The 25,944-nt window shown below is 56.3% G+C and carries 22 protein-coding genes; 7 read left to right on the forward strand and 15 right to left on the reverse strand.

Annotation, left to right across the window (positions count from 1 at the left end):
• Positions 1-50 precede the first annotated feature (50 nt).
• Positions 51-644: a nitroreductase family protein gene (locus FGA82_RS17040; protein ID WP_116028869.1), complete on the forward strand. Its 594-nt coding sequence runs from the start codon at positions 51-53 to the stop codon at positions 642-644.
• A 132-nt stretch (positions 645-776) separates the two neighbouring features.
• Here the strand turns inward: FGA82_RS17040 and FGA82_RS17045 are convergent, their stop codons facing one another.
• The 4 genes from FGA82_RS17045 to FGA82_RS17060 form a co-directional block, all read right to left on the reverse strand.
• On the reverse strand, positions 777-1,709 hold the full coding sequence (locus FGA82_RS17045; protein ID WP_127926209.1) for a D-2-hydroxyacid dehydrogenase: 933 nt from the start codon (positions 1,707-1,709) through the stop codon (positions 777-779).
• A gap of 104 nt (positions 1,710-1,813) precedes the next feature.
• The gene (locus FGA82_RS17050) at positions 1,814-2,107 is read right to left on the reverse strand and encodes a YcgL domain-containing protein (protein ID WP_007911350.1); all 294 of its coding nucleotides are present in this window, start codon (positions 2,105-2,107) and stop codon (positions 1,814-1,816) included.
• Positions 2,104-3,237 (reverse strand): ribonuclease D, encoded by a 1,134-nt coding sequence (gene rnd, locus FGA82_RS17055; protein WP_093438244.1) that lies wholly within the window; start codon positions 3,235-3,237, stop codon positions 2,104-2,106. The genes FGA82_RS17050 and rnd overlap by 4 nt, the downstream gene beginning before the upstream one ends.
• Before the next feature lie 163 nt (positions 3,238-3,400).
• A complete protein-coding gene (locus FGA82_RS17060; protein ID WP_141127946.1) occupies positions 3,401-5,050 on the reverse strand; it encodes a phosphoethanolamine transferase in 1,650 nt (549 codons plus the stop codon).
• A gap of 410 nt (positions 5,051-5,460) precedes the next feature.
• On the opposite strand from FGA82_RS17060, the gene FGA82_RS17065 reads away from it, so the two are divergent.
• A complete protein-coding gene (locus FGA82_RS17065) occupies positions 5,461-6,654 on the forward strand; it encodes a cyanate transporter (RefSeq protein WP_141127947.1) in 1,194 nt (397 codons plus the stop codon).
• Positions 6,655-6,830: 176 nt separating this feature from the next.
• Positions 6,831-7,766: a LysR family transcriptional regulator gene (locus tag FGA82_RS17070; protein WP_141127948.1), complete on the forward strand. Its 936-nt coding sequence runs from the start codon at positions 6,831-6,833 to the stop codon at positions 7,764-7,766.
• A 3-nt stretch (positions 7,767-7,769) separates the two neighbouring features.
• Here the strand turns inward: FGA82_RS17070 and FGA82_RS17075 are convergent, their stop codons facing one another.
• The 6 genes from FGA82_RS17075 to FGA82_RS17100 form a co-directional block, all read right to left on the reverse strand.
• The gene (locus tag FGA82_RS17075; RefSeq protein ID WP_141127949.1) at positions 7,770-8,135 is read right to left on the reverse strand and encodes a 5-carboxymethyl-2-hydroxymuconate Delta-isomerase; all 366 of its coding nucleotides are present in this window, start codon (positions 8,133-8,135) and stop codon (positions 7,770-7,772) included.
• A gap of 187 nt (positions 8,136-8,322) precedes the next feature.
• The gene (locus FGA82_RS17080) at positions 8,323-9,243 is read right to left on the reverse strand and encodes a LysR substrate-binding domain-containing protein (protein WP_141127950.1); all 921 of its coding nucleotides are present in this window, start codon (positions 9,241-9,243) and stop codon (positions 8,323-8,325) included.
• 73 nt (positions 9,244-9,316) lie between these two features.
• Positions 9,317-11,413: a DUF6311 domain-containing protein gene (locus FGA82_RS17085; RefSeq protein WP_141127951.1), complete on the reverse strand. Its 2,097-nt coding sequence runs from the start codon at positions 11,411-11,413 to the stop codon at positions 9,317-9,319.
• On the reverse strand, positions 11,410-11,796 hold the full coding sequence (locus FGA82_RS17090; protein ID WP_141127952.1) for a GtrA family protein: 387 nt from the start codon (positions 11,794-11,796) through the stop codon (positions 11,410-11,412). The genes FGA82_RS17085 and FGA82_RS17090 overlap by 4 nt, the downstream gene beginning before the upstream one ends.
• Positions 11,793-12,503: a class I SAM-dependent methyltransferase gene (locus FGA82_RS17095; protein ID WP_141127953.1), complete on the reverse strand. Its 711-nt coding sequence runs from the start codon at positions 12,501-12,503 to the stop codon at positions 11,793-11,795. Before FGA82_RS17095 ends, FGA82_RS17090 begins: the two co-directional genes overlap by 4 nt.
• A gap of 3 nt (positions 12,504-12,506) precedes the next feature.
• Positions 12,507-13,472, reverse strand: coding sequence for a glycosyltransferase family 2 protein (locus FGA82_RS17100; protein ID WP_141127954.1), 966 nt, complete (start codon positions 13,470-13,472; stop codon positions 12,507-12,509).
• A 276-nt stretch (positions 13,473-13,748) separates the two neighbouring features.
• Between FGA82_RS17100 and FGA82_RS17105 the strand changes: the two genes are divergently transcribed.
• Positions 13,749-13,940, forward strand: coding sequence for a YegP family protein (locus FGA82_RS17105; RefSeq protein WP_016984684.1), 192 nt, complete (start codon positions 13,749-13,751; stop codon positions 13,938-13,940).
• A gap of 148 nt (positions 13,941-14,088) precedes the next feature.
• Here the strand turns inward: FGA82_RS17105 and FGA82_RS17110 are convergent, their stop codons facing one another.
• Entirely contained in the window at positions 14,089-17,586 is a 3,498-nt protein-coding gene (locus FGA82_RS17110; protein WP_141127955.1) for a rhamnan synthesis F family protein, read from the reverse strand.
• A 521-nt stretch (positions 17,587-18,107) separates the two neighbouring features.
• On the reverse strand, positions 18,108-18,725 hold the full coding sequence (locus tag FGA82_RS17115) for a hypothetical protein (protein ID WP_141127956.1): 618 nt from the start codon (positions 18,723-18,725) through the stop codon (positions 18,108-18,110).
• 640 nt (positions 18,726-19,365) lie between these two features.
• Between FGA82_RS17115 and FGA82_RS17120 the strand changes: the two genes are divergently transcribed.
• The 3 genes from FGA82_RS17120 to FGA82_RS17130 all read left to right on the forward strand — a co-directional run bounded on the left by FGA82_RS17120 (position 19,366) and on the right by FGA82_RS17130 (position 21,423).
• A complete protein-coding gene (locus FGA82_RS17120) occupies positions 19,366-20,556 on the forward strand; it encodes an S-type pyocin domain-containing protein (RefSeq protein ID WP_141127957.1) in 1,191 nt (396 codons plus the stop codon).
• Positions 20,557-20,566: 10 nt separating this feature from the next.
• On the forward strand, positions 20,567-20,923 hold the full coding sequence (locus FGA82_RS17125) for a DUF6572 domain-containing protein (RefSeq protein ID WP_141127958.1): 357 nt from the start codon (positions 20,567-20,569) through the stop codon (positions 20,921-20,923).
• Positions 20,924-21,111: 188 nt separating this feature from the next.
• The gene (locus FGA82_RS17130; protein WP_141127959.1) at positions 21,112-21,423 is read left to right on the forward strand and encodes a hypothetical protein; all 312 of its coding nucleotides are present in this window, start codon (positions 21,112-21,114) and stop codon (positions 21,421-21,423) included.
• Positions 21,424-21,514: 91 nt separating this feature from the next.
• On the opposite strand, the gene FGA82_RS17135 is transcribed toward FGA82_RS17130, so the two are convergent.
• The 3 genes from FGA82_RS17135 to FGA82_RS17145 all read right to left on the reverse strand — a co-directional run bounded on the left by FGA82_RS17135 (position 21,515) and on the right by FGA82_RS17145 (position 25,891).
• Positions 21,515-23,734 (reverse strand): S8 family peptidase, encoded by a 2,220-nt coding sequence (locus FGA82_RS17135; protein WP_141127960.1) that lies wholly within the window; start codon positions 23,732-23,734, stop codon positions 21,515-21,517.
• Positions 23,734-24,912, reverse strand: coding sequence for an AAA family ATPase (locus FGA82_RS17140; protein WP_141127961.1), 1,179 nt, complete (start codon positions 24,910-24,912; stop codon positions 23,734-23,736). Before FGA82_RS17140 ends, FGA82_RS17135 begins: the two co-directional genes overlap by 1 nt.
• 181 nt (positions 24,913-25,093) lie before the next feature.
• Positions 25,094-25,891 (reverse strand): DNA adenine methylase, encoded by a 798-nt coding sequence (locus FGA82_RS17145; RefSeq protein ID WP_141127962.1) that lies wholly within the window; start codon positions 25,889-25,891, stop codon positions 25,094-25,096.
• Positions 25,892-25,944 lie beyond the last annotated feature (53 nt).

Raw genomic sequence — 25,944 nt, forward strand, 5'->3', positions numbered from 1 at the left:
GCCGGGTTTTCATTCAAATCCCTGACTCAAACGTAGCAAGGAATCTCTCGATGAGTGCCAACCCTCGCGTTGCCGATTACGCCATTCACCCGCAATTTACCGACCGCTGGTCGCCACGCGCCTTCACCGGCGAAGCGATCCCGGAAGAAACCCTGCTGAGCTTCTTCGAAGCCGCACGCTGGGCGCCCTCGGCGTACAACTCGCAACCTTGGCGCTTCCTCTATGCACGTCGCGATACACCGAACTGGGAGCGTTACCTGGGTCTGCTCAATGAATTCAACCGTAGCTGGGCGCAGCATGCGTCGGCGCTGGTGATCGTTATTTCGAAAACCACTTTCACTGCACCCGGAGCGACGGAAGAAACTCCGGCGTTGTGGCACACCTTCGACACCGGTTCGGCGTGGGGGCATCTGGCGCTGCAAGCGAGCATCAGTGGCTGGCACACCCACGGCATGGCCGGTTTCGATCAGGAACTGACGCGCAAGGAGTTGAATATTCCTGAAGGTTACGCGCTGCACGCGGCCGTGGCAGTGGGTAAACTCGGTGACAAGGCAACGCTGGCGGAATACCTGCAAGCCCGCGAAGAGCCGAGCCCGCGCCGTCCGCTGAACGAACTGGCGGCCGAAGGCGACTTCACCCTCTAAGCCACACCGCAAATGATCGTTCCCACGCTCCGCGTGGGAATGACTCAAGGGACGCTCCGCGTTCCAATGGGACGCAGAGCGTCCCCGGCTGCATTCCCACGCGGAGCGTGGGAACGATCTGAAGCAAGGAGATCAATACCCGCGATTGAAATCCACTTCCCCGCGCAACGCTTCGCTCGCCTGATACGCCTTCAAGTTTTCGACAAACAGCTGCACCATCAACGCCGGTGACGTCGGTGCCGAGCTGTGCCCGGTCAGCAGCAAACCCCACGCGGTCCAGAACGGATGCCGTTGCGGCAACGGCTCCTGACGGCAAACGTCGATCACCGCCCCCGCCAGATGACCTTCCTTCAGCGCTTCCACCAGATCCGCATCAACCACCGCGACACCGCGTCCGGCGTTGATAAACAACCCGGTCGGTTTGAATTGCTTGAACAGCGCCGCGTCGTAGATATCGTGGGTGTGCTCGGTGTTCGGCAGCAGGTTGACCACGTAATCCACCTCGCCCACCAGCCGTGGCAGATCGGCCATCGAACCGACTTCGACAAACGGCGCCTGCTCGCGGGCGCTGCTGGCGATGCCGTACAGCTCAATGCCGAATGGCAGCAGGAACTGCGCCACGCTCTGGCCGATATCACCGGTGCCAACGATCAACACCTTGCGCCCGACCAGACTCTGGCCGCTGCGGTTGTCCCACTTGCGTTCGACCTGGCTGACCAGTCGCGCGAGCACTTCGCGCTCGTGGCCGAGGATGTAAGTCAGGACGTATTCGGCCATCACCTGACCGAAAATCCCCACCGCACGGGTCAAACGGTAATCGCGGCGCAAACCGTCCGCGAGCAGTGGCGTGATGCCGGCCCAAGTGGATTGCAGCCATTGTGGCTGATGCCCTTGGCGCAGCAGGGTCGCGAGCAGGTCCGGCTGGCCCAGCCACACCGGGCAATCGGCGGCCTGACGGGCCAGCTCGGCGGAGTCGCCGCTGGTCAGTACTTCAAGCTCGGGCGCTGCCTGACGCAGCAGCCGGGCGTATATCGCGTGGTCGTGTTCAGCAATCAGAACGCGCATCTTCAAACCTTTCGCAAACCGTGCAAACGGCCGCCGGATTCGGACGGCCATCGCGGTAAAAACAGTTCCAGGGTAAACCGAGACTCAGAACAGAGCCTCGCAGATCAGACCGGATCGTTGCGTCGCAGCAACTCTTCCGGCAAGTGCTCGATGTACTCGTCCTCGGCCGGCGGCATCTGCAAGTGGTAGCCCTGCTTGTCGAGGTTTTCCAGGACCACAACGATGTCTTCGCTGGCCAGTTTGCGCTCGGGCGACAGCACCAGGTCGAAAGAATGCTTCGGCTTGCCGAACGCCAGCATCAGCGCTTCCGGCACACGCTCCAGCGCATCACTTTTGAGCACATAAAGGTACATGCCGCTGCGCTTGGAGCTTTGGTAGATGGAACAAATACGTTTCAAGGCTGTTCTCCGGCGGTGGCCAGGCTGTCGAGCAGCTTCTGGCCCATGAGTTCGCGGCGCCAGCCACGCAACGACTCAGGCAATTGGTAAGGACCCTCGGGGTAGCCACTTTTGACCAGGGCTTCGAGGGTTTTCTTGCGCAGCATCAGTTCCGGGGCAATGCCCAGACGCTCGGCCTCAGCCTGGCCCAATGCGCGCAGTTGCTTGATCAACGCAGCGGCTTCGATCGGCAATGGCTCCGCTACGGCCGGCGGCCATTGATCAGGCCCCACACTGCCAGAGCGCTTGATCAGATCAAGCAGAAACTGGCCGTCCTGACGCACGGTACGCGGGTGCATGTCTTCGATCTTGCCCAGCGCCGCAAGATTGTCCGGCTGCGTGCGGGCCAGCGGCCACAGCGAATGCTCGCGGACGATACGGTTGCGCGGCAGATCACGGGCGCGGGCCTCTTTTTCACGCCAGGCGCACAACTCACGCAGAACGGCCAGTTGCGCGCGGGACAGTTTCCACGCCAGTTTGGCTTCGCGATAGACCTCGTAAGGGTCGGTTTCGCGGCGCAGATTGGCAACCAGTTCGGCACCGTCCTCCAGCACCCAAGCGAATTTGTCGTCAGACAGTTTCGGCCGCAGTTGTACGAAAACCTCCGCCAGATGCACCGCATCTTCGGCGGCGTAGCTGATTTGCGTCTCGGACAACGGGCGCTGCAACCAGTCGGAACGGGTCTCGCCCTTCGGCAGTTCAATACCGAGCACTTCCTGCACCAGCCGCGAATAGCCCATCGAGAAACCGAGGTTCAGGTAAGCGGCGGCCAGTTGCGTGTCGAACATCGGCGCCGGCAGGCTGCCGGTCAGGCGCAACAGCACTTCGAGGTCTTCGCTGCAGGCGTGCAGGACTTTGAGCACCGCAGGGTTTTCCAGCAATGCGGCCAGCGGTTGCCAGGCGTTGATGGTCAGCGGATCGATCAGGTAGGCGCGTTTGCCGTCGCCGACCTGCAACAGGCCGGCAATCGGATAGAAAGTGTCGACCCGCATGAATTCGGTGTCGAGGGCAACGAACGGCAGCTGCTGCCACTCGGCGCAAAACTGCGCGAGGCTTTCGTTGTCGCGAATCCAGTGAATATCGATGGCCACACGGCTCTCCCTTGAAGAATGGCGCGCAGTATATATCGCCACCGGCGATTTACGCGCCTGCGAAGGGCAAGAGCTGTAACGAAATGTCCTGCCAAAGAGCAAGAATAGTCTGACAGAGGAAACAGACAGACCCGTCGCGTCAGAACGACGGAGCCGATTGGCCTCATTCCTTCGCGAGCACGCCGTCGATCACCGCGCCACGGCAACCGGCAAACATGTCCAGACCCGGCTGATAGACCTTGCTCTTGACCTCGAGCAGGCCAAGCATCGAGTGGAACAGGTTGTCCTGGCTCAGGGGTTTGTCGCGGCTCAACTGCAGGCAGTGAGTATCGACCGAATAGGCCTTCTGATAGTTGTCGGAGAACCACGCCAGCATCGCTACATGCTTTTGTTGCTCTGGCGCCAGCATGTAAGGCGTACCGTGCAGGAACAGGTTGTACTCACCCAGTGACTCGCCGTGGTCCGACAGATACAACATGGCGGTATCGACTTTGTCCTGATTGTTGCGCAATACATCGATCAGGCTCGATAGCACATGGTCGGTGTACACCAGCGTGTTGTCGTAACCGTTGACGATACTTTCGCGGCTGCAATTGTTCAGCGCGTTACTTTCACAAACAGGCGTGAAGTGCTCGTATTCCTTCGGATAACGCTTGAAGTATTCCGGGCCATGGCTGCCCATTTGATGCAGAACCAGAACGGTGTCCTTATCGAGATGATCGATAAAACTTTGCAAACCTTGCAGGAGGATTTCGTCGCGGCACTCGCTGTTGGCGCACAGCGCCGGGTCCTTCAGGTTGCTGACATCCTGCAGGGTGACTCGATCACAGGTGCCTTTGCAGCCAGACTGGTTGTCACGCCAGATCACGTCGATCCCGGCACGCTTGAGCACATCGAGTAAACCTTCTTCATTCTTCGCCTTGCTGGCGTCGTAATCCTTGCGGCCCATGTTGGAGAACATGCACGGCACTGAAACGGCGGTTTCAGTGCCGCACGAGTGCACGTCGGTAAAGGCGATCAATCCTGCTTCCCTGTCCAGTTTCGGCGTGGTGTCGCGGTCATAACCGAGGATGCCGAAGTTCTCCGCCCGGGCGCTTTCGCCCACGACTAACACGGTCAGGGATTTACGCGGCTGAAGCTTCACATCCGGATTGCGCTCGGCGTCTTCGCCGATCTTGACGAACGGTTGCTGCGCCGAAACCACTTGTTCACGCAGGTAACCGGCCGACGCACCAATGTAGTTGCTCGGCACTAACATCAGGCGAATTTCGTGATGATTGCGAAACAGTGAAGACAAGCCCTGATAGTTGGCCAGGGCCACCCCGCCAATTACCGCTGCCGAGGCGACACTGACAATAAATTTACTGAATAACTCACGGTGCCAGCGACGATAATCAATCGGCAACTTCCACAACAAAAATGATGGCAAGACACCGAGCAAAAGAATATAAGCAAACAACTTCAGCGAGAGCAGATCACGCACTTCCGTTGCATTGGTTTCGGCCAAGTTGCGAAACATGCCGGCATCGATCATGACGCCATATTGACTCATGAAGTAAGCCACCCCGGCGCTGATCAGAAATATCAGCGTCAACAGCGGTTTGAGCAACGGCCGAAAAGCCAGAAGCGTCAGCACGATATTGAATGCCGCCAGGATCATCACCCCGAAGGCCAAGCGCATGGCGATGCCCTTGCCATCGGCGGCGGTGATCTCGAACAGGTGCTGCCAGAGCACAACATTGCAGCCGATTAAAAGAAAGGCGCTGGCAATCAACGTCACCCATTCCGGGCGCACGGCTTTTAACTTCAACATAGAAAGGGCGATTCCTGAAAAGAAGAGCCTCGTTCCATGAAAGAAATTTCAATTGTGAAAATTTCATTAACTAAGGCATGGCAAACTTTAAGCAGGCAACCATCAATTTTTTGTGAAAAAGACGCCAACGATTAGTTGGCATTGGGTCATACGCTGAAACTTGCGAAGTATTTGAGAATGGTTCAGCTTTTATTCAGTAAAAACAACGCGGCTGTCCATTGTGGGAGCGAGCCTGCTCGCGAAGAAGCCGGCACATCCAATATTTTCGCTGGCAATCTGCTTTCGCGAGCAGGCTCGCTCCCACCGAGGGTGGCGAGGTATCGACTTTTTAAATACTGCTGTGGATTTTCTGGTTTGCCCGGACTAGCCCGCTCCGCGCCTAATCATCTGCCCTGTCCAAAGGTCTGATGATGGAAAACGTCCGCGCCACCGCTCGTCCCGCAGTCTGGTTGATGCTTGCCATTATTCTGGTCGCGCTCAATTTACGTCCGTCGATGGCAGCAGTCGGCCCCTTGTTGTCGGCCATTCGCGGTGATATCCCGCTGAGCTTCAGTGTCGCTTCACTGCTGACCATGCTGCCGGTGATGGCGATGGGGCTGGCGATGTTCTTCGGTCTCGGCATCAGTCAGCGGCTGGGTGAACAACGGACGGTACTGCTGTCGTTGCTGATCATTGGCCTGGCGACGCTGTCGCGGCTGTTTATCGAATCAGCAGCCGAACTGATCGCCAGCGCCGTGCTCGCCGGCATCGGCATTGCACTGATTCAGGCGTTGATGCCGGCGCTGATCAAATCGCGCTTCGCCGACAACGTCGCGCTGTGCATGGGCTTGTATGTTACGTCGATCATGGGCGGCGCAGCCATTGCGGCCTCGTTTGCACCACTGGTGATGGTGCAAACCGGAAGCTGGCGCAGCGGTTTGGCCATCTGGGCGATCCTGGCATTACTGGCGTTTCTGTTCTGGTGGTCGCAACGCGGCCAGCTGACCTCCACGGCGCCGGCGGCAGCGAGCAAAGATTCATTCTTCACCCATTCCCGCGCCTGGTTACTGGCCATCTTCTTTGGTTTGGGGACGGCGTCCTACACCTGCGTGCTGGCCTGGATCGCACCGTACTACGTGGAAAAAGGCTGGAGTGAACAAAACGCCGGGCTGCTGTTAGGTTTTCTGACGGCCATGGAGGTGATTTCCGGCCTGGTGGTTCCCGCTATCGCCAATCGCAGCCGGGATCGCAGGGTGATTCTGATGGCATTACTGACGCTGATCATCGCCGGGTTTTGCGGCCTGATCCTCAGCCCGCAACAGTTCAGCCTGCTGTGGCCGTGCCTGCTGGGGTTGGGCATCGGCGGTTTGTTTCCGATGAGCCTGATCGTCTCGCTCGACCACCTCGACAACCCGCAACGCGCCGGCGGCCTGACCGCCTTCGTGCAGGGCATTGGCTACTTGATCGCCGGCCTCTCGCCGCTATTGGCTGGCGTGATTCGCGATCGACTCGGCAGCTTCGAATGGGCCTGGTGGTCGTTGACGGCTGTAATGACCGTGATGTTGTTGATGGTCTGGCGCTTCAATCCTCGACATTACGCTCGACACTTTCCTGCATTGAGCTAGAGGCCTCTGGCCATCTTTGTGCGGTTTAATTGTTGACGTCGTGTTACTAAAACTTTCTGTCCCACAACTGACCGTGAAATGTCCTACAGGGGTTTCTCCTGGCACCATCGTTCCGCTACGATCGTTCGCACACGTTTGCGCGGATTCAGCGCAAGAAGCACAGCGAGACAGTACGGATGCTGAACAGTAACTTGCTTCGAAAGCTCGACATGCAGGATCTCATGGTGTTTATCGCCGTTTATGAGCAGAGCAGCGTCACCGATGTGTCAGAAACACTGTTCGTCAGCCAGTCCACCGTCAGTTACTGTTTGAAAAAACTGCGCACCAGTTTCGAAGACGAACTGTTTATCAACACCCGCACCGGCATGCGTCCGACCTACAAGGCCTGCACCATGTACGGCCATGTGCAGAAGATCCTCGAAAGCATCAACCTGTGCCACGCCGGCGCCCCAACGTTCGACCCGACCCAGCAAGCCGTCACCTTCAACATCTGCGCCCCGGAATACTTCGAGCAACTGATTCTGCCGCGCTTGCTGAAGCGTTTCGATTTCGATGATTTGCCGGTGATGGTCAACATGCACAAATTCGAGACCGACGTCCCAGCGGATGAACTGCGCGACGGCAGCCTCGATCTGGTGATCAGCTTCGGCCCCAACTTCCACCGCCATCACACCGACCTGAAATCACGGATGCTGCTGGAAGATGATCTGGTCTGCGTCTTCGACAAACGTGCCACGCCACTGGAACCGCGCCTGAGCCTGCAAGCCTTCACCGAACGCCGGCATGTATTTCCGACGCCGTGGACATCAACCACCAACATGGTCGATGGCTGGCTGGCACGGCAAGCGCAGAAGCGCCAGATCGTCGCGCGCTCGAACAGCTACAGCGCGGCATTGAAAATGATCACCGGGACCGACTTCATCCTCACCCTGCCCCGCCGCATCCAGCGCTTGCTGACCAACGAAGCGGTGTTCAATCACTGTGAGGCGCCGAACGGATTGCCGGGCTTTACCCTCGACATGCAGTGGAGCCAGAGCGTTGATCAGGACAGCGCCAACCTCTGGTTGCGCGAGCAGGTGGTCAAGGTGTGCAGCGAACTCGAAGCGGCCTGAGTCCTACACACCAATCGCGGTTTTGCTGTAGGACTCGCGATCCATGTCGACCAGTTCTACACACAACTGCACTTCGACGCCGGTCGGCCATTCGCATAGGTCCTGCAACACCGCCAGCAAGCTTTCTGACAACTGCTTCTTGATCTGCGGCGAACGCCCGCTGAGCAGCGCCAGCTTCACATAAACGAAGGCTCGCTCGGCCATGGCGGTGCCGACCTTGAAGGTCTCGACTTTAATCGCACGACTTTTGATATCGAACTCCGCCGCAAACTGACCGGAGCCCACCAGCGTGTTGTTGAGGCGGATCAACGCGACGTCGGCGTTCAACTGCGGCAGGTTGGCGGTGTATTCCATGTGCAGGTGTGGCATTGCAGATCCCCGGTGAGTTGGCAGAAAGGTCGTACGTATAGCACAGCTCTGTCCTACCTTCTCGGGGACTTTCACATATCAATGTGGGAGCGAGCTTGCTCGCGAATGCGATCGTTCAGCGACACTTGAGGTGCCTGATACTCCGCTTTCGCGAGCAAGCTCGCTCCCACAAAGTGTGTGTTATGGCTCAGGATGGGGTCAATGGCCGTTCGCTCATGAATTGCTCCAGCCTGGAACGCAACCAGCGCTCGGCCGGATCGCTGTCCACATGACTGAGCCAGACCATCGACAGGTCCAGCGTCGGCGTCTTGAACGGAAAAGGCTCCTTGAACAGCAGCCCCGAAGTGGCCATGGCCGCCGCCGTGTAATCCGGCAGGCTGGCGATCAGATCAGTGCCGGCCAGCAGTGCTGGCAACGCACTGTATTGCGGCACCGACAGCACCACCTGACGGGTGCGCCCGAGTTCCGCGAGCCACTCATCGGCAAACCCACTGACATTGGCCGTGTGCGAAACCAGCACGTGCGGACGCGCGCAATATTCATCCAGCGTCAGCGGTGTATCGCTGGCGTCGGCGCGCAGGATGCTCGGCTGGATGTGCCGCAGCAGTTTGCGCTTGGCATTGGCCGGCAGGCCTCGGGTCTGGCTGATGCCGACCGTAATGTCGCCCGCCGCGAGCAGATCGGGGATGCGCCAGTAATCGACATGTTGCACCACAAACACCACGTTCGGCGCTTCCTGGCGCAACGCACGCAACAGCGGCGGCAGCAGGCCGAACTCGACATCATCGGACAGGCCGATGCGAAAGGTCATGGTGCTGATGGCAGGATCGAAATCGCGGGTCAGGCTCAGCGCCACCGATAACGAGTCCAGCGCAGGCTTGAGATGGCGGAAAATATCTTCGGCGCGGGCGGTCGGCTCCATGCGGTGGCCGACGCGGATAAACAGCGGATCGTTGAGCATCGTGCGCAAGCGATTGAGCGCCGAACTGATGGTCGGCTGACCGAGAAACAGCTTCTCGGCCGCGCGGGTCACGTTGCGCTCGAGCATCAAGGTCTCGAACACCACCATCAGGTTGATGTCGGCCTTGCGAAGTTCATTGCGGTTCATCCATTGCCCCCTGCCCCCCGGAATACTGGCAGTGTAGAAAGGCCGGGGCCCCGGCGTCCATCGCCACGGTGCGTCAGTTCACCGTCAAGCGCTTCAAGCCCAGCCCCATGACCCGTGAATCGTCATTGATGCCCAATTGTTCAGGGCTGATGGCGTCGGGCAATTGCAGCTCGATCGTCAGGCGATCATTGTCTGCCAGATGCTGACGGATCGCAGGACTGATCGGGATCTCCAGATGATTACCCTGATGCTCCACCATGCGCGTAGTCAGCACCTGCTCGCCATTCAAACTGACAATCACTCGCTGCGCCGGGTGTTGCGGCAAAACGAATGCCATGACATCCAGCGCAATCGAGCGCGCCTCGGGTGACACCCGCAAGTCGATCTGCGCCTGCTGCCCCGCCGACCATGTTCCCCAGTTTTCCGGGGGCGACCAGCCGCTGGCCAACTGCCGGGCGGAGTAGTTGAAGATCAGCGTCTGACCGGGACGCATCAATGCCAGTAGTGACATCCGCCGCCCTTCATCCGGCATGCTCAGGCACTGCGAACAACGCTTCCAGCCCGGCGCCAGTACCACCAGACCATCCACGCGGGTCAGCAAATCCGTTTCACTGTTGACGCTTTTGGCGGCATCGGCCAGCACGGAATCGTCGAGAATGTACAAGGAGTCGGCATCGTATTGCCCTGACTCAAGCATGCGCTGCGATTTTTGCCGGGCCTGCTCAAGCGCTGTGGAACTCATGCGCCCCAGATAAACGGCGTCGGTTTTCAGGCCGTGGGTCGCGGCGAAATCGGCAATCACTTGCCAGCGCTCGGACTGATTCTGCGGCATCAGACTGCGGATGTTCGGGTAATGCGCCGCCGCACTCGCCCAGAATGGATCACGCATCGGCGTTGGCCATTCTGCGGACGGCGTTATCATCTTGCCGTTGCGCAAACCCATCCAGCCGTTGCGCGTATCGACGACCTGTATCGTCAACGCCAGCGCCAGCAGTGCGACGACGATGCGTGGCCGGTAACCGCGCACCAGCAGAAACATCACCATCAGGATGAGCGCGTACAACACCGGCCAGAACATCCGCCCCGAAGCGCGAAAAATATTCGCCAGTTTGATGGCGATTTTCGGTAGCGGGTAGCTGAAGGTGTGTGCGCCGACACCGATCTGGTTCGATAGCGCAAACAACGATAAACCGATCAACGCCAGCATTAACCAAGGGCGAAGACGAAGCTCATCCTTCAGCGGCTGGCGATTTCTCAGAAAGGCAATCAGCGCCAACGGTACCAGCAACAGCACACCCAGCCCTGGATAATTGAAGCCTTCGTAATCGCCGCTGGCTTTTGGCAGATCCGGCAAAATCAACGACCAGCCGGCCGGATCCAGTGGTGACAGCAGGTTCATCCGGTACAAACCGAAACCGCCGGATTGCGCGCCATCGGCAATAGCGAAGTAACCGACCTGCCAGCAGCACACACTCACCACGGCAAACAGCGAAACGCCTTCGAGCAGACCTTGACGCCGCGTCAATTGCTGGCTGAAGGTCTTGCCGAGCAGATCCGCCACCCAGATTAGCGCCACCATCGCCAACAGGTAGGCATGCACCATCGCCGTCACCGCCAGCAGCGAGCCCCAGGCCAGACGACGTCGATACAGGTTCGGCAATAACGCCAGGTACAGCGCTGCCAGAATCAGAAAATGTCCGGACAGGGAAAGGTGCCCGCCCATGCGCAGGAACATCGGCGGCGAAATTACCAGCAATCCAGTGCCCAGCAGGCGAATCAGCGGATTGCCCGTCATCAACCCCAACAGTTTCCAACCGAACCAGGCTTGCAGAACGAAACACGCCAGCAGCCACAGACCGAAATACTGGAAGGTCGCCGGTAACCACGCATTGAACAGCTTGAACAGCAGCGCCAGCAGCGGGTTGGAGTCGGAGAAAATAATCGAATTGCCCAATTCCAGACCATAGGACGGGTTAAGGCCCAGCGGAAAGGTCCAGGGTGAGTGCCGGAAATATTCCCAGCCCAGATAATGCGTCGCCGGATCGCCCTGCTCCAGCCAGGCAATGTTTTGCGGATCGAGCGCTTGCGGCCCGATCACGCAGAAAAATGCCAGCACACCGAGCAGTAAGGGCAACAGGCCCAGCGCCGGATGGTTTCGCGAAGCCTTCATCGATACGTCCAGAAATTGTGCAAGACAAAGGTGAACGCTGGAATCGTCAACGCCACCGCAACGATGCCCAGCAGATAGTGCAGCCCGGCAACCTGCGCGGCCCAGGCAACGAACATCGCCAGGAAAAAACCGCCCACGGACACCAGCAGGAAACGCAGCAGCGTTCGCCCGTGCAAACGGGCAGAAAAACTCCAGGTGGTGTTGATCACGTAGGACACCACGGTCGCTACGGCAAACGCCACGCCGTTGGCCAGCGGCGGCTGCGCAGCAATGAAATTGATGACCAGCACCGCCACCAACGCATGCAACGCGGTGACGAACAGCCCGGTCAAGGCAAAGCGCACACCACGCTGGATCAATGCATTTTTCTCCGCCGAGGTCACGGTTTGCGCGCCAGCACGAACACACTCAACCCGGCCAGGCGGTTGATGCCCAGCAACGGCAGTTCGAGACTGCACAAGGTCTTGAGGACGCCATTGACCAGTGGGTGATGGCGTTTCAGCTGCGAGCGCGGCGGTTGCGCTTGCGCGCCTTGCGGCAACAAGCGCAACGCCGCCGCAATCGGGAACACCGCGCCGAAATAATAAGCACCGCGCTGCACCGTCAAACCCGCGTCACGCGCCAGGGTTTCGAACTGCACCAGGGTGTAGCGGCGCTTGTGTTCGAGAAAGTCGTCGTGACCGCTCCACAGGAACTGGAATGCCGGCACAGTCATCAGGAATCGACTGCCCGACGGCACTTTATCGACGTACATCTTGAGCAATCCGAGGTCGTCATCGACATGCTCCAGTACGTCCATCAGCAACACCAGATCGGCATCGATGGTCTCGATCCCGCGACGGTAGTGCACCGGTTTGCCGGCGGTGGTGGTGCTGGAGTCCGCGGGGTAGCTGATATCCACGCACCATGCTTCGCGCGCCTCGGTGTGCGTCAACAAATGATGGGAGAAAAAACCCGACCCGGCGCCGACATCGAGGATTCGGCTGATGGGTGCATTCCCCAGCAAACGCTTCGTCGCCGCAGCTTTTGAACAGTAATACCAATGCTCGTTGATGCTGTCGCCGAGGATGTCGGTTTCCTTGAGATCCATGAATCAGTCCTTGGGGTCGTAGACGCGACGCACCAGAAAAACCGGTCGGCGTTTGGATTCGATATAGGTGCGGCCCAGGTACTCGCCGAGTACGCCGATGCCGATCAATTGCAGTCCACCGAGAAAGGTCACGGCCACCATCAACGAGGCATAACCGGGCATGTCGACACCGTGAATCAACGTGCGCACGACAATGAACATGGCGAAGGCAAAAGACACCAGCGACACCAGCGCGCCGACATACGTCCAGATCCGCAATGGCTCGGTGCTGAAACTGGTGATGCCCTCCAGCGCGAAATTCCACAACCGCCAACCATTGAACTTGCTCTGCCCCGCCACGCGCTCGGGGCGTTCGTAATCGACGTGGGTGGTGCGAAAGCCGACCCAGGCGAACAGGCCCTTCATGAAGCGCCGGGATTCGGGCAAGGTCAGCAAGGCATCGACCACGCAGCGATCCATCAGGCGAAAATCGCCGACGTTCTCGGGTAAAGGCTGTTCGGCAATCTTGTTGTGCAGACGATAGAACCAGTGAGCGGAAGTCTGCTTGGCCCAAGTGTCGCTGCGACGGCTGATGCGGTGACCGAGCACCACTTCAAATCCTTCTCGCCAGCGCTCGATCATCTGCAAAATGACCTCCGGCGGGTCCTGCAAGTCAGCATCGATGGGGACCACGATCTGTCCGGTCGCGATCTGCAAACCGGCGGACAGCGCCGCTTCTTTGCCGAAGTTGCGGCTCAGGTCGACGATACGCAGGCGCACATCCTGGCGCTGATGTTCGAGCAGGCGTTCGAGGGTCGCGTCTGTGCTGCCGTCGTTGACGAACACCAGCTCCAGATCGATCAACACCTGTGCCTGAAAGACTTCATTGATCCGCCGCAGAAAAGTATCGAGGCTGTCCTCCTCGTTAAAAACGGGGACCACCAGCGATAACGTCACCTGCCCGGCCTGTTGCGTTCCGTGCTCAGTCAAAGGAGTGCTCTTCTTATAGTGTTTGTCGGTCGCCGAACGATATTCGACGCCATGAGCCGTCCCGTATTAAGCAGGAGCGTCGACGGCGTTGCAAGGCGCAGACGGCGTCATATTGGCCAATCCAGAGGCCTAACCACACGCTCTAGCCCGCGCCCTTCGGAAACATCCGCGAACGATTGGAAACAAATGTCCGATAGCCAAAAAAACCGTCTGCGCTAGGCTTGCGAGCATGCGCCACACAGGCTGTCGCACAATGAATCGCATGGAGCGAACTGAATGTATTTCGAGATTTACAGACAATCCAGAGGCACCCCGAGCACCGGCAAAGGGCAGTGGCGCTGGAGACTGAGGGCGGGTAACCACGAGACCATCGCCAGTGGCGAGTCTTATGTGAACAAGGCGGACTGTTTGCATGTGATCGGATTGATCAAGGCTGTGCAGGGGGAGACGCCGGTCAAGGAGATCTAGTCGCTCTGCACGACCCTGCGGAAATGGAAAAGCCCCACAGATTAAGACTGTGAGGCTTTTTTTCGGGCCGGTATCGAGCAAGCTTGGGCGCTTTGCGCGACCGTGGGAAAGACCTGAAAGCGGCCCGCTCACAATGCAGGCTTCTTGTTTAGTCCGCCAGCCAGGTGTTTCGCCACGCCAACAGATGTTCGTCCTTGAGCATCCAGTGATCGAGTACAACGCTGCGCAGGGCCTCTCCAGCCCTGGCGCTGGCATCAGGTTCCGCAAGATGTTCGCGAATAGCAGCAATCCAGTCTTGCGAACGGTTCCTGACCCTCGTCACCGGGAAATCACCCTGATAACAAACGATATCCGAGCAGATCACGGGGAAACCACAGGCGCCATATTCCAACAAGCGCAAATTGCTTTTGCAGGCGTTGAAAAAGTTGTCTTTCAGCGGTGCCAAAGCCAGATCCAGGTTCAGGCCGGCCAGTCTTTGCGGGTATTTTTCGATACTCACCCCTCTATGGAACTCATGGACATAGGGACGCAGTGCTGGTGGGCACATCCCCATGAACACCCATTCAACCTCCCCTTCCAGCGCACGAACCACTTCGGCAATGACTTGCAGGTCGGCGCTGTGACTTGAGCCGCCGGCCCAGCCAACCCGAGGCTTGCGGCCTTGCTGGCGATGGCTGGTGAGATCGCTCCACCAATGGCTCGGCAGACGGTTTTCCACCACCCGGATGTCGGCATTGAACCCCTTCAGCGCATTGGCCAGCGGTTCGGTCGACACCACCAACCGATCGCACAGCCCTACGGCTTTCTTCAAGCGTTTGGTGATGTCTTTGGGCAGCAATTCGTGGTTCAAGTTGCCAGCGGGCACGTCGAGAATATAGTCATCCAGCTCGTAAACCTTGAACGCTCTGGAGAATGCCTTGGTGTCCTGCATGTATTCCAGATGAGGCGTTGTGTGCTGCCCCTGGAAAATAATCGTGTCCGGCGCAATGCGCTCCAGTTCTGTCGGTTGCAGTCCCTCGTCGCTCACCGTTCCGCCAATCAGCTGCGCGGCTTTCAGGGCAGCGAAAGGCTGACGCACGCGGTAGTGTCCGCTACCGAAAGAGTCGAGGGGGTGACACAGCACGTGCGGCAACTCACGACTGGCAAACGGGTGCCAGTCCGTATCGGTGCGGTATTTGGAGGAGAAGCCACTGCCTTCCAGGGTCAGGTTGCGGTTGTAGGCCGGATCATTGGCGATTTGCGCAAGCCAACGCTGATACATCACCGACTGTTCGCTCTTGAACCGTTTGCGCTTGGCTTGCTCCTTGGTCGTGTCGACGTTGTTCTGGCTCACACTGGCTTCGTGAACGAGCAGCGCATAGGGCGTCCAGACAATCAGCCGTCCAGCCTGGCCGACTTTCAGGCACAGATCCACATCGTTAAAGGAAACAGCCAGGCCGACCTCGTCCATTCCACCCACTTGCTGGTACAGCTCGGTGCTGATCATCAGGCAGGCGGCGGTGACCGCGCTGTAGTTTTGATCAAGATGCAAGCGGTGAAGGTAGCCGTTGGACTGCATTGAATCGCCGATAAACGGGTGGTCTGCAACGCCACGCAACCCGAGTACCACGCCTGCATGCTGAACAGTCCCGTCGAGGAACAACAGTTTGGCGCCCACTATCCCCACTTCTGGCCGCTGGGCGTGATGGAGCAGCGCACCAAGCCTGTCGCCATCAATGATCGCCGTGTCATTGTTGAGCAGCACCAGGTAATCGCCGCGGGCATGGCCGGCGGCAAAATTATTGATCGCCGGATAGTTGAACGGGTGCGGATAACGCAAGATACGCACTTTGGGATTGTTCAACAGCTCCATACCGTTGAACCAGTCCCGGGCTTCGTCGGTTTCGCTGTTGTTGTCGATGATGATCAGTTCGTAATTCGTATAGCTGGTTTTCTCCATGATGCTTTCGATACAGCGCAGCAGCATCGGCAGGCAGTCCTTGGTGGGAATAAGGATCGAGACCAGCGGCTGCTCCGCATGTCGGTAGACCACACGGTTAGCCATCGGCAACGGTCCCGCCTGCAGCTCATGAGCCACGCCCAGGCGCTGCAAGTGCGCCCCGACGATGGCTGCCGAGTTCGCGATGACTTGGGGCTCACTGAGCCACTGGGGGAAATTGATGGTCTGATGCACCAGCACATCCGCGAGGTGCCCGACAGTCCCCAGACCGTGAGTTTCAATCAGCCGAAAAAGCAAATCGTGGGGCGCCAGTTCGCTGAAGGCGGGATCAAAACCGTCAGCAGACAGCGCGGCCTCGCGACTGAAGGACAGTGCGCGGCCGACATACGGATAACTGCGCAACATATCCAGATTCAAATCCGGCTTGAATACCGGACCCTGGCAGCCTTCAGCGGTCAGTGAGTCTTCATCGCTGTAGCAAGCGCTGACACCAGGATTCAGCGCGATGCCTTCGGCGAGCAAAAGCAGCGCGTGAGGATCAAGTTCGTCTCCGCCGCGTAACAGGTACCACCAGTCAACCTCGATCTCCTGCAACAGCTCATTGAGCTGGCTCGGCCAGGATTCGGCCAGCGGTAGCCAGACCAGATTGGCCGCCGGTGTCACACCAACAGGTTCGGCGTTGGAGAGCACCACGATGGCCGCCGCCTGATAAAGCTGGCGATCGATGCTTGCCAGGCTGGAACGCAACAGTCCGATGTCACCCGCAGTATCGGTCAACACCAACAACACGTCAGGTTGCCGCGGCCAGCTCGCCAGTCGCGCGGGTAAACCTTCGACCTCGACGGCAGCCAGTTGCCGACTCGCCAGCCAGCGCTGATAAAGGTCGATATTGCGCTGCTGGCGACCAACATTCGCCAGAACGCCGAAAAATCGCTCCAGGGTGTGCGCGAGGGTGCCGTCGAGCTGGCCGCTTTCCTCTTCGAAATCGTTGCCCGTGAGTTGCATCCGCTCCAGTGGGGCGAACACTTCAGTGCGCGCAAAGAACATGGTGCCGGCAAAATAATCCGCTTCGTTGATGCCTTGCGGATCAACGCCGCCACGCTCAGCCAGGGTGACAAGCAAGGCGCGATTGCTTTCGCTGAGGAATCGGGTGACTGGCAGCAGGTATCGCTGGGGACCCAGCATTGGAACGTGCACCGGGTCGGCAAGGTGTTCCAGCGCTCGACTGAATCGTACCGGGCCCAGCAGATCATCGAATAGTTCAACGCCCCAGTCGTTCTCCCCGCCCAAGTGCAGCGAACGCTTGGTGTGCAGCTTGACCAGCGTGCGGATATTATCGGCACGCAAGAACGGCAGCACCCGCAGAAACGGCAAAACGTCCCTGCCGTGGTTCGGCACCCGGTATAGCGAAAAACTCAATGTACTGGCCGTCAGCTGAGCACAGACCGCATCGTCACGACCCGCTACGCAGGTTACGTAAAGATGCAGGCGTTCAGGCAGTTTAATCAAACGGCGGAGGATATCTTGCAGCACTTCGGGGTAATACGCATGGATGACCACGCCGACTGGCGGCTCGCCATCTTCGAATACCGGCGGCTGCGCAACCAGTACTTCGCAGTCGTCGACGTGGGGAGCGGCGCTGCTGCCTGACTTGACGGACTGACGTTGAGAAACGCGGTGAGCACCTTGGGCTGATGGTGGAATCATCATATTCAAACCAATTCAAATAGGGAGCGAGGCTGGAACTCGCTGGATGCGCCTTTCACGGCCGAGGTGAGCAAGTATCCACTTTAGTGAAAGCGCTGGCCTCATGGCTGGACAGAGGATAAACGACGACAGGTGTGATCTGGCGGCTGATCACGGGCCAATAATGACAGCACCCTACTCTGCGAACGCAGCTTTAAATGGGTCGGCGAGTTCTGGGAGCGTCGTATCTCTAATGTCGGCAGAGGCTGTGTTTACTTAAATTGCCTCTCTGCCGATGACCTCACCGTGCAAGACGCGCTTCAGCACTTTCGCTATCGCCACGAGTACTGGATTCGCAGAAACGAAAAAGCCCCGTAGATTTTCATCTACGGGGCTTTTTCTATGTAATGGCGGAGAGATAGGGATTCGAACCCCTTCATTCATACATCCAGGCCGCTCCAGACCGCTAAAACCGAGGATTCTTGAGAGAGTTGAAAGCCTCTAGCGGCGTAAAGCGGCCCCTGTCTTGCCCTAAATCTGCCCTAAACCTGAAAGGGATCATCAGTTGGCTTGTCATCGTTGTTTTGTGAGGCTAGAAACTGCTCGTACAGATCATCCAATCCAGCTTCGTGATCCATGTCTTGGTCAGTCTTGAAAGCGGTTATCAGCAATGCATCATCATTCACCAAGCTCCATTCCCCCCGGAAAATCAATTGTATTTGACCTTCCAAATGGAACCCGGCGCCATGCCAAACACGTTCCTGGTCTTGCTCTCCGTTATATTCGAACTGAACCTCAAGAGTAGCCACTCCAGTTGACTCATCGTAATCCGCAGATGATACCTCCAGATTTTCGACTATAAATCCCGTAGCGTTTGTTTCCGCCATAGGACCGCTCAGTGCGTCTTCGACCAAGGAATCTAAATCCCCCCACAAGGGATCCTCAAACAATATCTCATTGAAATTTGCGAGGCCGACAGCCCGCAGCATCAGACGCTGGTCATTAGGATTCGTTTTCGAGACTGCGACCATCTCATGATAATGACCAAAGCCGGACTCACGCGCGATATGCTCGAGCGCCAGAGCTAGAGATATACCGTGGGATTTACCGTAGGCTTTTGCTTCGCGCTTGATGAGGTTTAAATAGCTGTACTGATTCATAGCTCTACTCCGAATCGGCGCGTAAAACTTCGATTGCTTGCTCACCGTGCGCCTGGGTAGGTGCTACGAATGTAGAAGGGGATCCAGCTAGAACAAGATGGTGTTTGACTTCGCCAGTGCAAGCGGCAGGCGTCCATCACAGCCTGCACTAGCTATCTCACAAAAAACACAAAAGTTCAAGCACGATATTTATTTCACACCTCGATTGTGCTGGAGTATGTGACGACTTATGCGCACGAGGCCCGTATTTTCTGGCTATTACGTCCGCTTCCGCCTGCTTACACAAATGCAAATTCGGCATTGAATGGCGTGGTTTTGCATATTGCTTGCCCCATACCCAGTCGATGTCGTTGGCTACCCTTCAAGTTCATAGGCAAACCAAGCCGCCCGCTCGAGATTGCCTATCTAAAAAGCGCAACCTGTTAGCCAACTTGCTTACGAGGCAGAGAGCATGCAAATGGCCACCATTCAAACTCTCATGCTGGTGCGGTTACCATCCCCTCTCTGCAATGACATGGAACAGGGAAATCAGCACGGGTAACAGGAATTGTCCTACAGCCAGCGCTTGTGCTTCCCGTTAACGTCATTCTGCCCCCGCCTCAGGCCGGGCCCCCCCCCCAAGGACGAACAAGGACGCTGCATGAGCGGTTATGTACCCAACCCGCCGAAAGGCTATCGCTATAGCGGCGGCGAGCCTGTAGATACTCACGCCCAGCGTTGGGCGGAATACAAAGACCTGGCACCGAAACCAGAAGGCAAACCGGACAGCTTAGGCTGTGTGTTTGCCAAGAGCTGTAACCTTCCTGACGGTGTAATCAACCACAAGAACCCAGCCGGATTTGTGCCCGTTGAGAAACTGGCCGACTACGGATTGTGGGCAGTGCTGGCCACCGGGGCAGCGATTACCGTCCAAGGCACTCCACTACAACTGGTGGGCGGGTCTGCCACTGGCAGTGCAATTGCTCAACGCCTCGGCGGATCGCTATCACTGGGTCTGCTGAAGGGATCAAGCGTTGTTGGTGCGGGCCTCGTAACGGGCTTCGTAGGGATGCTGATACCGAACACCAGCATTTCCCCAGACAGCGCCTTCTACAAGAACGATCAATACGCAACGCTTGAAACTGGCCGCACCCGTGTGCGTGTTAACGTGAAGACGCTGCCGGATGGCTCCGTTAACGCTTATGGCTTCTACACGGGCGGTAAGCCGGATTGGGAAAACGTCCCGGTCATCAAGGGCGATAAAGTCGGTGAGACATATGTTGCTGACATCGGCAACGGGATTGGGCTCACTTGGACGCCAGCGGCAAGTGGTGACGGTGTACTGGGTATTCCAGCCCTGGAAGGCGCCCCACAATTGCCCACCGCGTGGGTGTATCCGCCGACGGCACAATCTGACACGGTGCTGGCGAACCCTGCCCATCCACCTGAGTTCCAAGATGCAATTATCTGGTTCCCCGACTCGGGCATTGAGCCAATCTACATCGTGCTCAGTACGCAGTTGGAGAAGAACAAGGAAAAGGGAAAGGCCTTCGAGGACCAAAAGGAACGCGAGCTACGGGAAAACACACCCGAAGTGGGCCGAGAAGTGACAGCCAAGACTAAGAGCGGAGTACGCACCAGGTTCGATATGCTAGGGCGCGACGCTGAAGGCAACATTTCCTGCATCGAATGCAAATCATCGGAAACAGCACCACTGACTCGCAACCAAAAACTTGCGTATCCAGAGATCGAAGAAAGCGGTGCAATCGTTGTCGGTAAAGGGAAACCCGGCTTTCCCGGGGGCACCGTAATCCCACCAACCAAAGTCGAAATTGTTCGACCAAAACCCTGAGGGAGCAGACATGTCCATTACAAATCCACAGGTAATTGATATCTGGGCAATCCCGACGTGGGAACCTGACAATGTGGTGCTGTATATCTCTGACCACCTTGAATGGGGCGGCAAAGCTGAGCAAGGCGAACACCTGCAGCTGCTTCAAGACAAGCTCAATACCTACGTTGCGTTCATCGAAAGTGGCGAGATCTACACTGAGATCCCCAACGCTCTTGGGAAGCATCCTGTCATTCGCATCAACGGTCTGTATGAGCTGCCTGAGCAAGGCGAGTTTTTTATTGATCGCGCGGCTAAGGTGTTAAAGGAAGTTGGCATTGGATTAGAGTTCGTTCTAGACGAGAACGACGCGATACGCAACATGTGACCGGTAACGTTGCCAGTAATGGGCCCCGTTTCTGAGTGCAGCAGAGTATGAGGCCAGTCTGCAAGGTGGAGCCACGGATCCCAGGAAACGTGACGATTTCCATCTGCTCGAGTAGCCCACTAGACTGGACGACCTCCCTCAACACCTGCTTTCACGCAGACTAGCATCGGACTCAAAAAGGAATAATCATGACTCAACCGTTACTTCCAATGGCTTTCAGCGAGTACGGCGAACCAGTCCCCACAGCAGACCAGGTGAGCACCATTTTGGCATTGTTACCGGTAGAATTTGGGAATGGCTTACGCGAAAAACTCAACGATGTGCTTAAGGCCCGCGCGCCAGGTCCATTTTGTGACGCCCTAGGGGATTTGGAAGCATATCTGAGCACGCTGGACGACTCTCGTCTAATGCCTTTTGAAAACCAAATTGCGCTTAAGACATATGTCATGCTCGGCTGGAGAGAATGGCGAGCTAGCTTTAACACATTCGAAGCATTGTGATTTCTAGAAATCACAATCAAAAAACCAATATACCGTAAAAACAAAAACCCCCTTCCCTGATCCAAATTGAGGGGAAGGGGTTATTCAGATTTTAAGTACGAATCGGGAGGGACACAACAGGTTCCAATGCCTCAAGCAATGCATGAGCGTCAAGAATATCCTGATGTAGTTGTGGATGTTTAGACGCTGAAACAGTCACCACAAGTGCATAGCGAATTTTTTCGGCACTACTCAACGCGGCTCCTCCTGCGTCACGAGCATTATAGTGAACGTCGAATACTGGTTCTAGAAGACTGCTACCACGAAAATTATTCTCGTTGTGCAAGACAGTTTCCCACTTACCTAAGTCCGATCTAAGCTCCGCCTCATTTTTGAATACTGCTGCAGGGAAAAAGCTGTAAGGAGTTGCGCTTTTTGAATCCCCTTTCCGCTTATCCCGATGAGGTCTAAACGTAATTCCCAAACCTGCTTTTGTATAAGCACCAGCATCTTGAGGGTCGACAGGGCTCGCATAGCAAAAAGTAGCTCGCAATGTGACATTGCCCTGCAAACCCTGCAATGGAAGCGGGATCGGTGCGCGCAAAAATTTTCCTGGCCGCAACTCTCCCTGATAAATAATTCGAGCAACACCCTCACCACAAGTTATCAACTCGTTTAGCTCATTGGGAACACGTCCCCAACCAACGCTATCAGCACCGAGCCCATCGTTATTTTCGCACCCGTGGATGAGAAGAGCCTTAATGGAAAGAGGGTGGACATCCGCCCCTAATATGGCACGAATACCAGCAGCTGATCTAAGCGCCAATGGAGCCGCAAAGCTAGTGCCCAATGTGGCAGAGAGGTTGGGGCGAGCACCCGAAGCAACAACATGAAAATATTCTTTAGGAGAACCACCAAATGCAATCAAATCTGGCTTTCTTCTACCAGGGCTCCGACCTGGTCCCTTGGCGCTGTAAGATGCCCGATTCCAATTGGATGTAGAGTGATCTGCCGCACCTACAGACAATGCATTAACACTATCAGCCGGTACTTGTATACGATTTAAAGACTCCTCTTCATCCCTCTCACCGTTATTGCCTACAGCCACCGTCATCAGTGTTTCACCATCACTTAAAATCGTGTCAAGCACTGCCGTCCAAGCATGAACATCAGTGTCCTCGACAGCTAAATCAGGACCTAGACTCAAATTAACAAACTGATATTGACGTGAGAGCAATACCGTTTCTACATGACCAAGAGTACGATACAGTTCATATGGATCCTCTTCGTCTGACTTAGCGTCCAAAACTCGGTGGTGATCAACTGGCGCATAGGGGCGCATAGCCAACCCATTGGGCTCAATTGGGCCAAATAAAAATGCAGAGGTAACGCCTAGTCCGTGATCTAGAAACTCCGGAACATCGTAAGCGTTTTCATCAGATAAAAAGTAGCGACGAACATAATTATCAATGACCGTTCCAGATGGCAGACCACCGTCCAGCATAGCCACCCTAGGCTCTCTAGATAAAGGCTCACCGCCAGGCAATTGAAACCCCACCGCAAGTGGAAGACTCCTTGCAATCGGACGAGCTCCGCGTATCTTCGGCATAGCCCGCACGACACGCATCAATGTAAATTTTGCTAATTCACCTAAGCGTTCGATGCCACCTTCTATGGCTAAAAAGATCAATCGTCCGGCTTGAAACTCGAACTCACTACTCACCTTAAAACCACAATCAATAGCAAAGTCAGCGAACATAGACTTTAAATACCCAGGATTCATATCTTCCGGGATATGCAGGCCCACCTCAAACACATGGCTATCGACTGTATCAGTCACCTTTATTCGATCATTCGCATCCATAGCCGAAAACGCTTCGATTTGAGCGAACTGCGCTGCTGCTGGCGTTCCCTCCACCAGAGCTCTCGCCATAGACGTAAAGCTACGAAGTGAAGATCTAAAGCCAGCAACGAACATTTCTGTTGTTTCAGCCTCTTCGGTAGCCTTAATTTGAGTCATCCGACGCGGACGAATGCGCAAAGTTCTTGATCCAACGGAACTAAGCCCCGCCTGATCAAGCAACTGTTTTGGAAAGAACGATTTCGCTAAGTACGCAGGGTGCAACGTCAATTTAGCAACTACAATTTCGTCAACACAAGCTTTCGCGGAAAGACTAGAAAATACTTTGTTCGCCTCATCTATCTGTGGGAGCAACGCTTCTTTGGCTTGGGCGAGAGTGTATGGATGAGCCTTTGTTGGCTTTCCTTTCTTAGGAGCATCAATCGGATAAGTCAACAACTCACCCCGTCCAATCAAATAACGTGCAGCCATTATTTAAGCCCTCTTCCTTGTCTTGGGGATGGTCCAGCGTGCTTGCGGATTGTGTCCCTAGCCACGCCTGTAATTTGACTAATTTTGGTATGCGAGTGCCCAGCTTTTGCAAGCTCAATTGCAAGCTGCAATCTATCAGGCTTGCTCAACTCAGCTTGTCCTTGCCCTATAACATCGCTGATTAACTCATCAATTGGAGCCGTCTGCAAAACATGGCCTCGACGGAGCGCGTTCACTGTACGCTCTACATCTGATAGCGAACTTCCAACAAGCACTTTAGCAAGAACAGACAACCAAGACTGAAATGCATCTAGATCTGGCCCAAAAAATCTAGGCAGCGCTGCCTCTATTGCTTTTTCGTCCGGCGCGCCGAAATGAAGTACAGCATCAAATCTACGCCATAAAGCTGGATCTACAAGCTCTGGGTGGTTGGTTGCAGCCAATAAAAGCCCTGTATCAGGCCATTGATCTACTTCCTGTAGTATTACCGTTACAAGCCGCTTCAGCTCACCGATATCTGATTCGTCACTGCGCTTTTTAGCAATAGCATCTATTTCATCAAGAAGGAGCACCGCAGAGTGCTCCTTTGCATAATCAAGTGCGGTTCTAAGATTATTACCGCTCTTACCCAACAAACTACTCATCACCGCAGTAAGATCAAGCACCCAAAGTGGCTTACCAAGGCAGTACGCTATCCATCGAGCGGAAAGCGTTTTACCCACGCCAGGAGGGCCAACCAGAACAGCGGATCGCGTTGGACTAATCCCCCTGGAGATCAGGCGATCACTCATCTGCCTTTCACGAATGACGCCTTCAATCGAACGCAACAGAGCATTCGGCAATAGTGGTGCGCCCAGCCCTTCACGATCATCAAAAACGCGTATCAACGCCAAGCGTGAATCGCTGTCCACCGGCAGGTCATTTGCCTGAGTGATGCTCGAAGGAGATTCTCGGCGGAGAAACGAACTACCTGCCGACCGTGTTTGTGTACTTTTAAGACTCTTATCCAAACGAGAGGCGAGCTCTGGATGCTGCTGGCGATATTTTCTCACCAACTTAGCCAGTAAAAGCCTCACGTCCTCGTGCGACTCGCTTGAAGCGAGCCTTGCCAAACTGGCGAAATCACTCTCAAGTTCAGAAAGCTCGCCGCTTGCCTCTTTAATCTCTGCTGCTTTCATTACAAAAAAGCCCCTATCCAATTGACTAATTCTAAGCCAGACAACCAAAAGTCGTCAATTGATGAAAATTCTTCAGCAGGTCGATGGACGACAATTGGTCAGACACTGTATTTTCATACAGTATCCTGAGGCTTAGCCCGTCACCGATCAATCGCCTGCTGGGTCCCATCCGATAAGCGGCCTATGAAAATAGCCCGCCCAGTGCTGCAGGCTCCCAGTTCATGATCACGAGTTCGCCGCTAACGTCAGCTTTTCCTTGACGCTGGTTAGTAGTGGTGTAGCGAATATCTAAGGTTTCGAAGTGAAAGCCCTCGAACACACGGCGGATGTCCGGGTGATCGTTGATGCTGACCATCACCTTGCCTTTGCAACGGCGCATGAAGTCGGCCATCCGCTCGTAGTTCTCGAACGGAAAGTCCACCCCGTAACCTGCGGTCTGCCAGTAAGGCGGGTCCATGTAATGGAAGGTATGGGCGCGGTCGTAACGTTCGGCGCATTCAAGCCAGGGGAGATTCTCGACATAGGTGCCGGACAGGCGCTGCCACGCGGCCGAGAGGTTTTCCTCGATGCGTAGCAGGTTGATGGCCGGTGCGGTGGTCGCCGTGCCGAACGTCTGACCGGAGACCTTGCCGGCGAAGGCGTGGTGCTGCAGGTAGAAGAATCGGGCGGCGCGCTGGATGTCGGTGAGGGTTTCGGGGCGGGTCATTTTCTGCCATTCGAACACCTGCCGCGAGCTGAGCGCCCATTTGAATTGGCGCACAAACTCTTCGAGGTGGTTCTGCACGACGCGGTAAAGCGTGACCAGGTCGCCGTTGATGTCGTTGAGGACTTCAACCGGCGATGGCTGGGGCTTCATGAAGTAGAGCGCGGCACCGCCGGCAAAGACTTCAACGTAGCATTCGTGTGGCGGAAAAAGCGGAATGAGGCGGTCGGCCAGGCGGCGTTTGCCGCCCATCCAAGGAATGATGGGTGTAGACATAAAAAGCAAGACCTTTGCTGTATGGATAAACAGGTGCTAGGCTCGCCGCGCTT

Source organism: Pseudomonas fluorescens, from assembly GCF_005938625.1.
Classification (GTDB): domain Bacteria; phylum Pseudomonadota; class Gammaproteobacteria; order Pseudomonadales; family Pseudomonadaceae; genus Aquipseudomonas; species Aquipseudomonas fluorescens_BD.

Coding starts and splice junctions, on each gene's coding strand:
- FGA82_RS17085 (WP_141127951.1), bottom strand. CDS start 11,413: ATGAAGGCTTCGCGAAACCATCCGGCGCTGGGCCTGTTGCCCTTACTG.
- FGA82_RS17120 (WP_141127957.1), top strand. CDS start 19,366: ATGAGCGGTTATGTACCCAACCCGCCGAAAGGCTATCGCTATAGCGGC.
- FGA82_RS17140 (WP_141127961.1), bottom strand. CDS start 24,912: ATGAAAGCAGCAGAGATTAAAGAGGCAAGCGGCGAGCTTTCTGAACTT.
- FGA82_RS17045 (WP_127926209.1), bottom strand. CDS start 1,709: ATGCGCGTTCTGATTGCTGAACACGACCACGCGATATACGCCCGGCTG.
- FGA82_RS17110 (WP_141127955.1), bottom strand. CDS start 17,586: ATGATTCCACCATCAGCCCAAGGTGCTCACCGCGTTTCTCAACGTCAG.
- FGA82_RS17115 (WP_141127956.1), bottom strand. CDS start 18,725: ATGAATCAGTACAGCTATTTAAACCTCATCAAGCGCGAAGCAAAAGCC.
- FGA82_RS17080 (WP_141127950.1), bottom strand. CDS start 9,243: ATGAACCGCAATGAACTTCGCAAGGCCGACATCAACCTGATGGTGGTG.
- FGA82_RS17060 (WP_141127946.1), bottom strand. CDS start 5,050: ATGTTGAAGTTAAAAGCCGTGCGCCCGGAATGGGTGACGTTGATTGCC.
- FGA82_RS17040 (WP_116028869.1), top strand. CDS start 51: ATGAGTGCCAACCCTCGCGTTGCCGATTACGCCATTCACCCGCAATTT.
- FGA82_RS17075 (WP_141127949.1), bottom strand. CDS start 8,135: ATGCCACACCTGCACATGGAATACACCGCCAACCTGCCGCAGTTGAAC.
- FGA82_RS17130 (WP_141127959.1), top strand. CDS start 21,112: ATGACTCAACCGTTACTTCCAATGGCTTTCAGCGAGTACGGCGAACCA.
- FGA82_RS17145 (WP_141127962.1), bottom strand. CDS start 25,891: ATGTCTACACCCATCATTCCTTGGATGGGCGGCAAACGCCGCCTGGCC.
- FGA82_RS17065 (WP_141127947.1), top strand. CDS start 5,461: ATGGAAAACGTCCGCGCCACCGCTCGTCCCGCAGTCTGGTTGATGCTT.
- FGA82_RS17105 (WP_016984684.1), top strand. CDS start 13,749: ATGTATTTCGAGATTTACAGACAATCCAGAGGCACCCCGAGCACCGGC.
- FGA82_RS17070 (WP_141127948.1), top strand. CDS start 6,831: ATGCTGAACAGTAACTTGCTTCGAAAGCTCGACATGCAGGATCTCATG.
- FGA82_RS17125 (WP_141127958.1), top strand. CDS start 20,567: ATGTCCATTACAAATCCACAGGTAATTGATATCTGGGCAATCCCGACG.
- FGA82_RS17095 (WP_141127953.1), bottom strand. CDS start 12,503: ATGGATCTCAAGGAAACCGACATCCTCGGCGACAGCATCAACGAGCAT.
- FGA82_RS17135 (WP_141127960.1), bottom strand. CDS start 23,734: ATGGCTGCACGTTATTTGATTGGACGGGGTGAGTTGTTGACTTATCCG.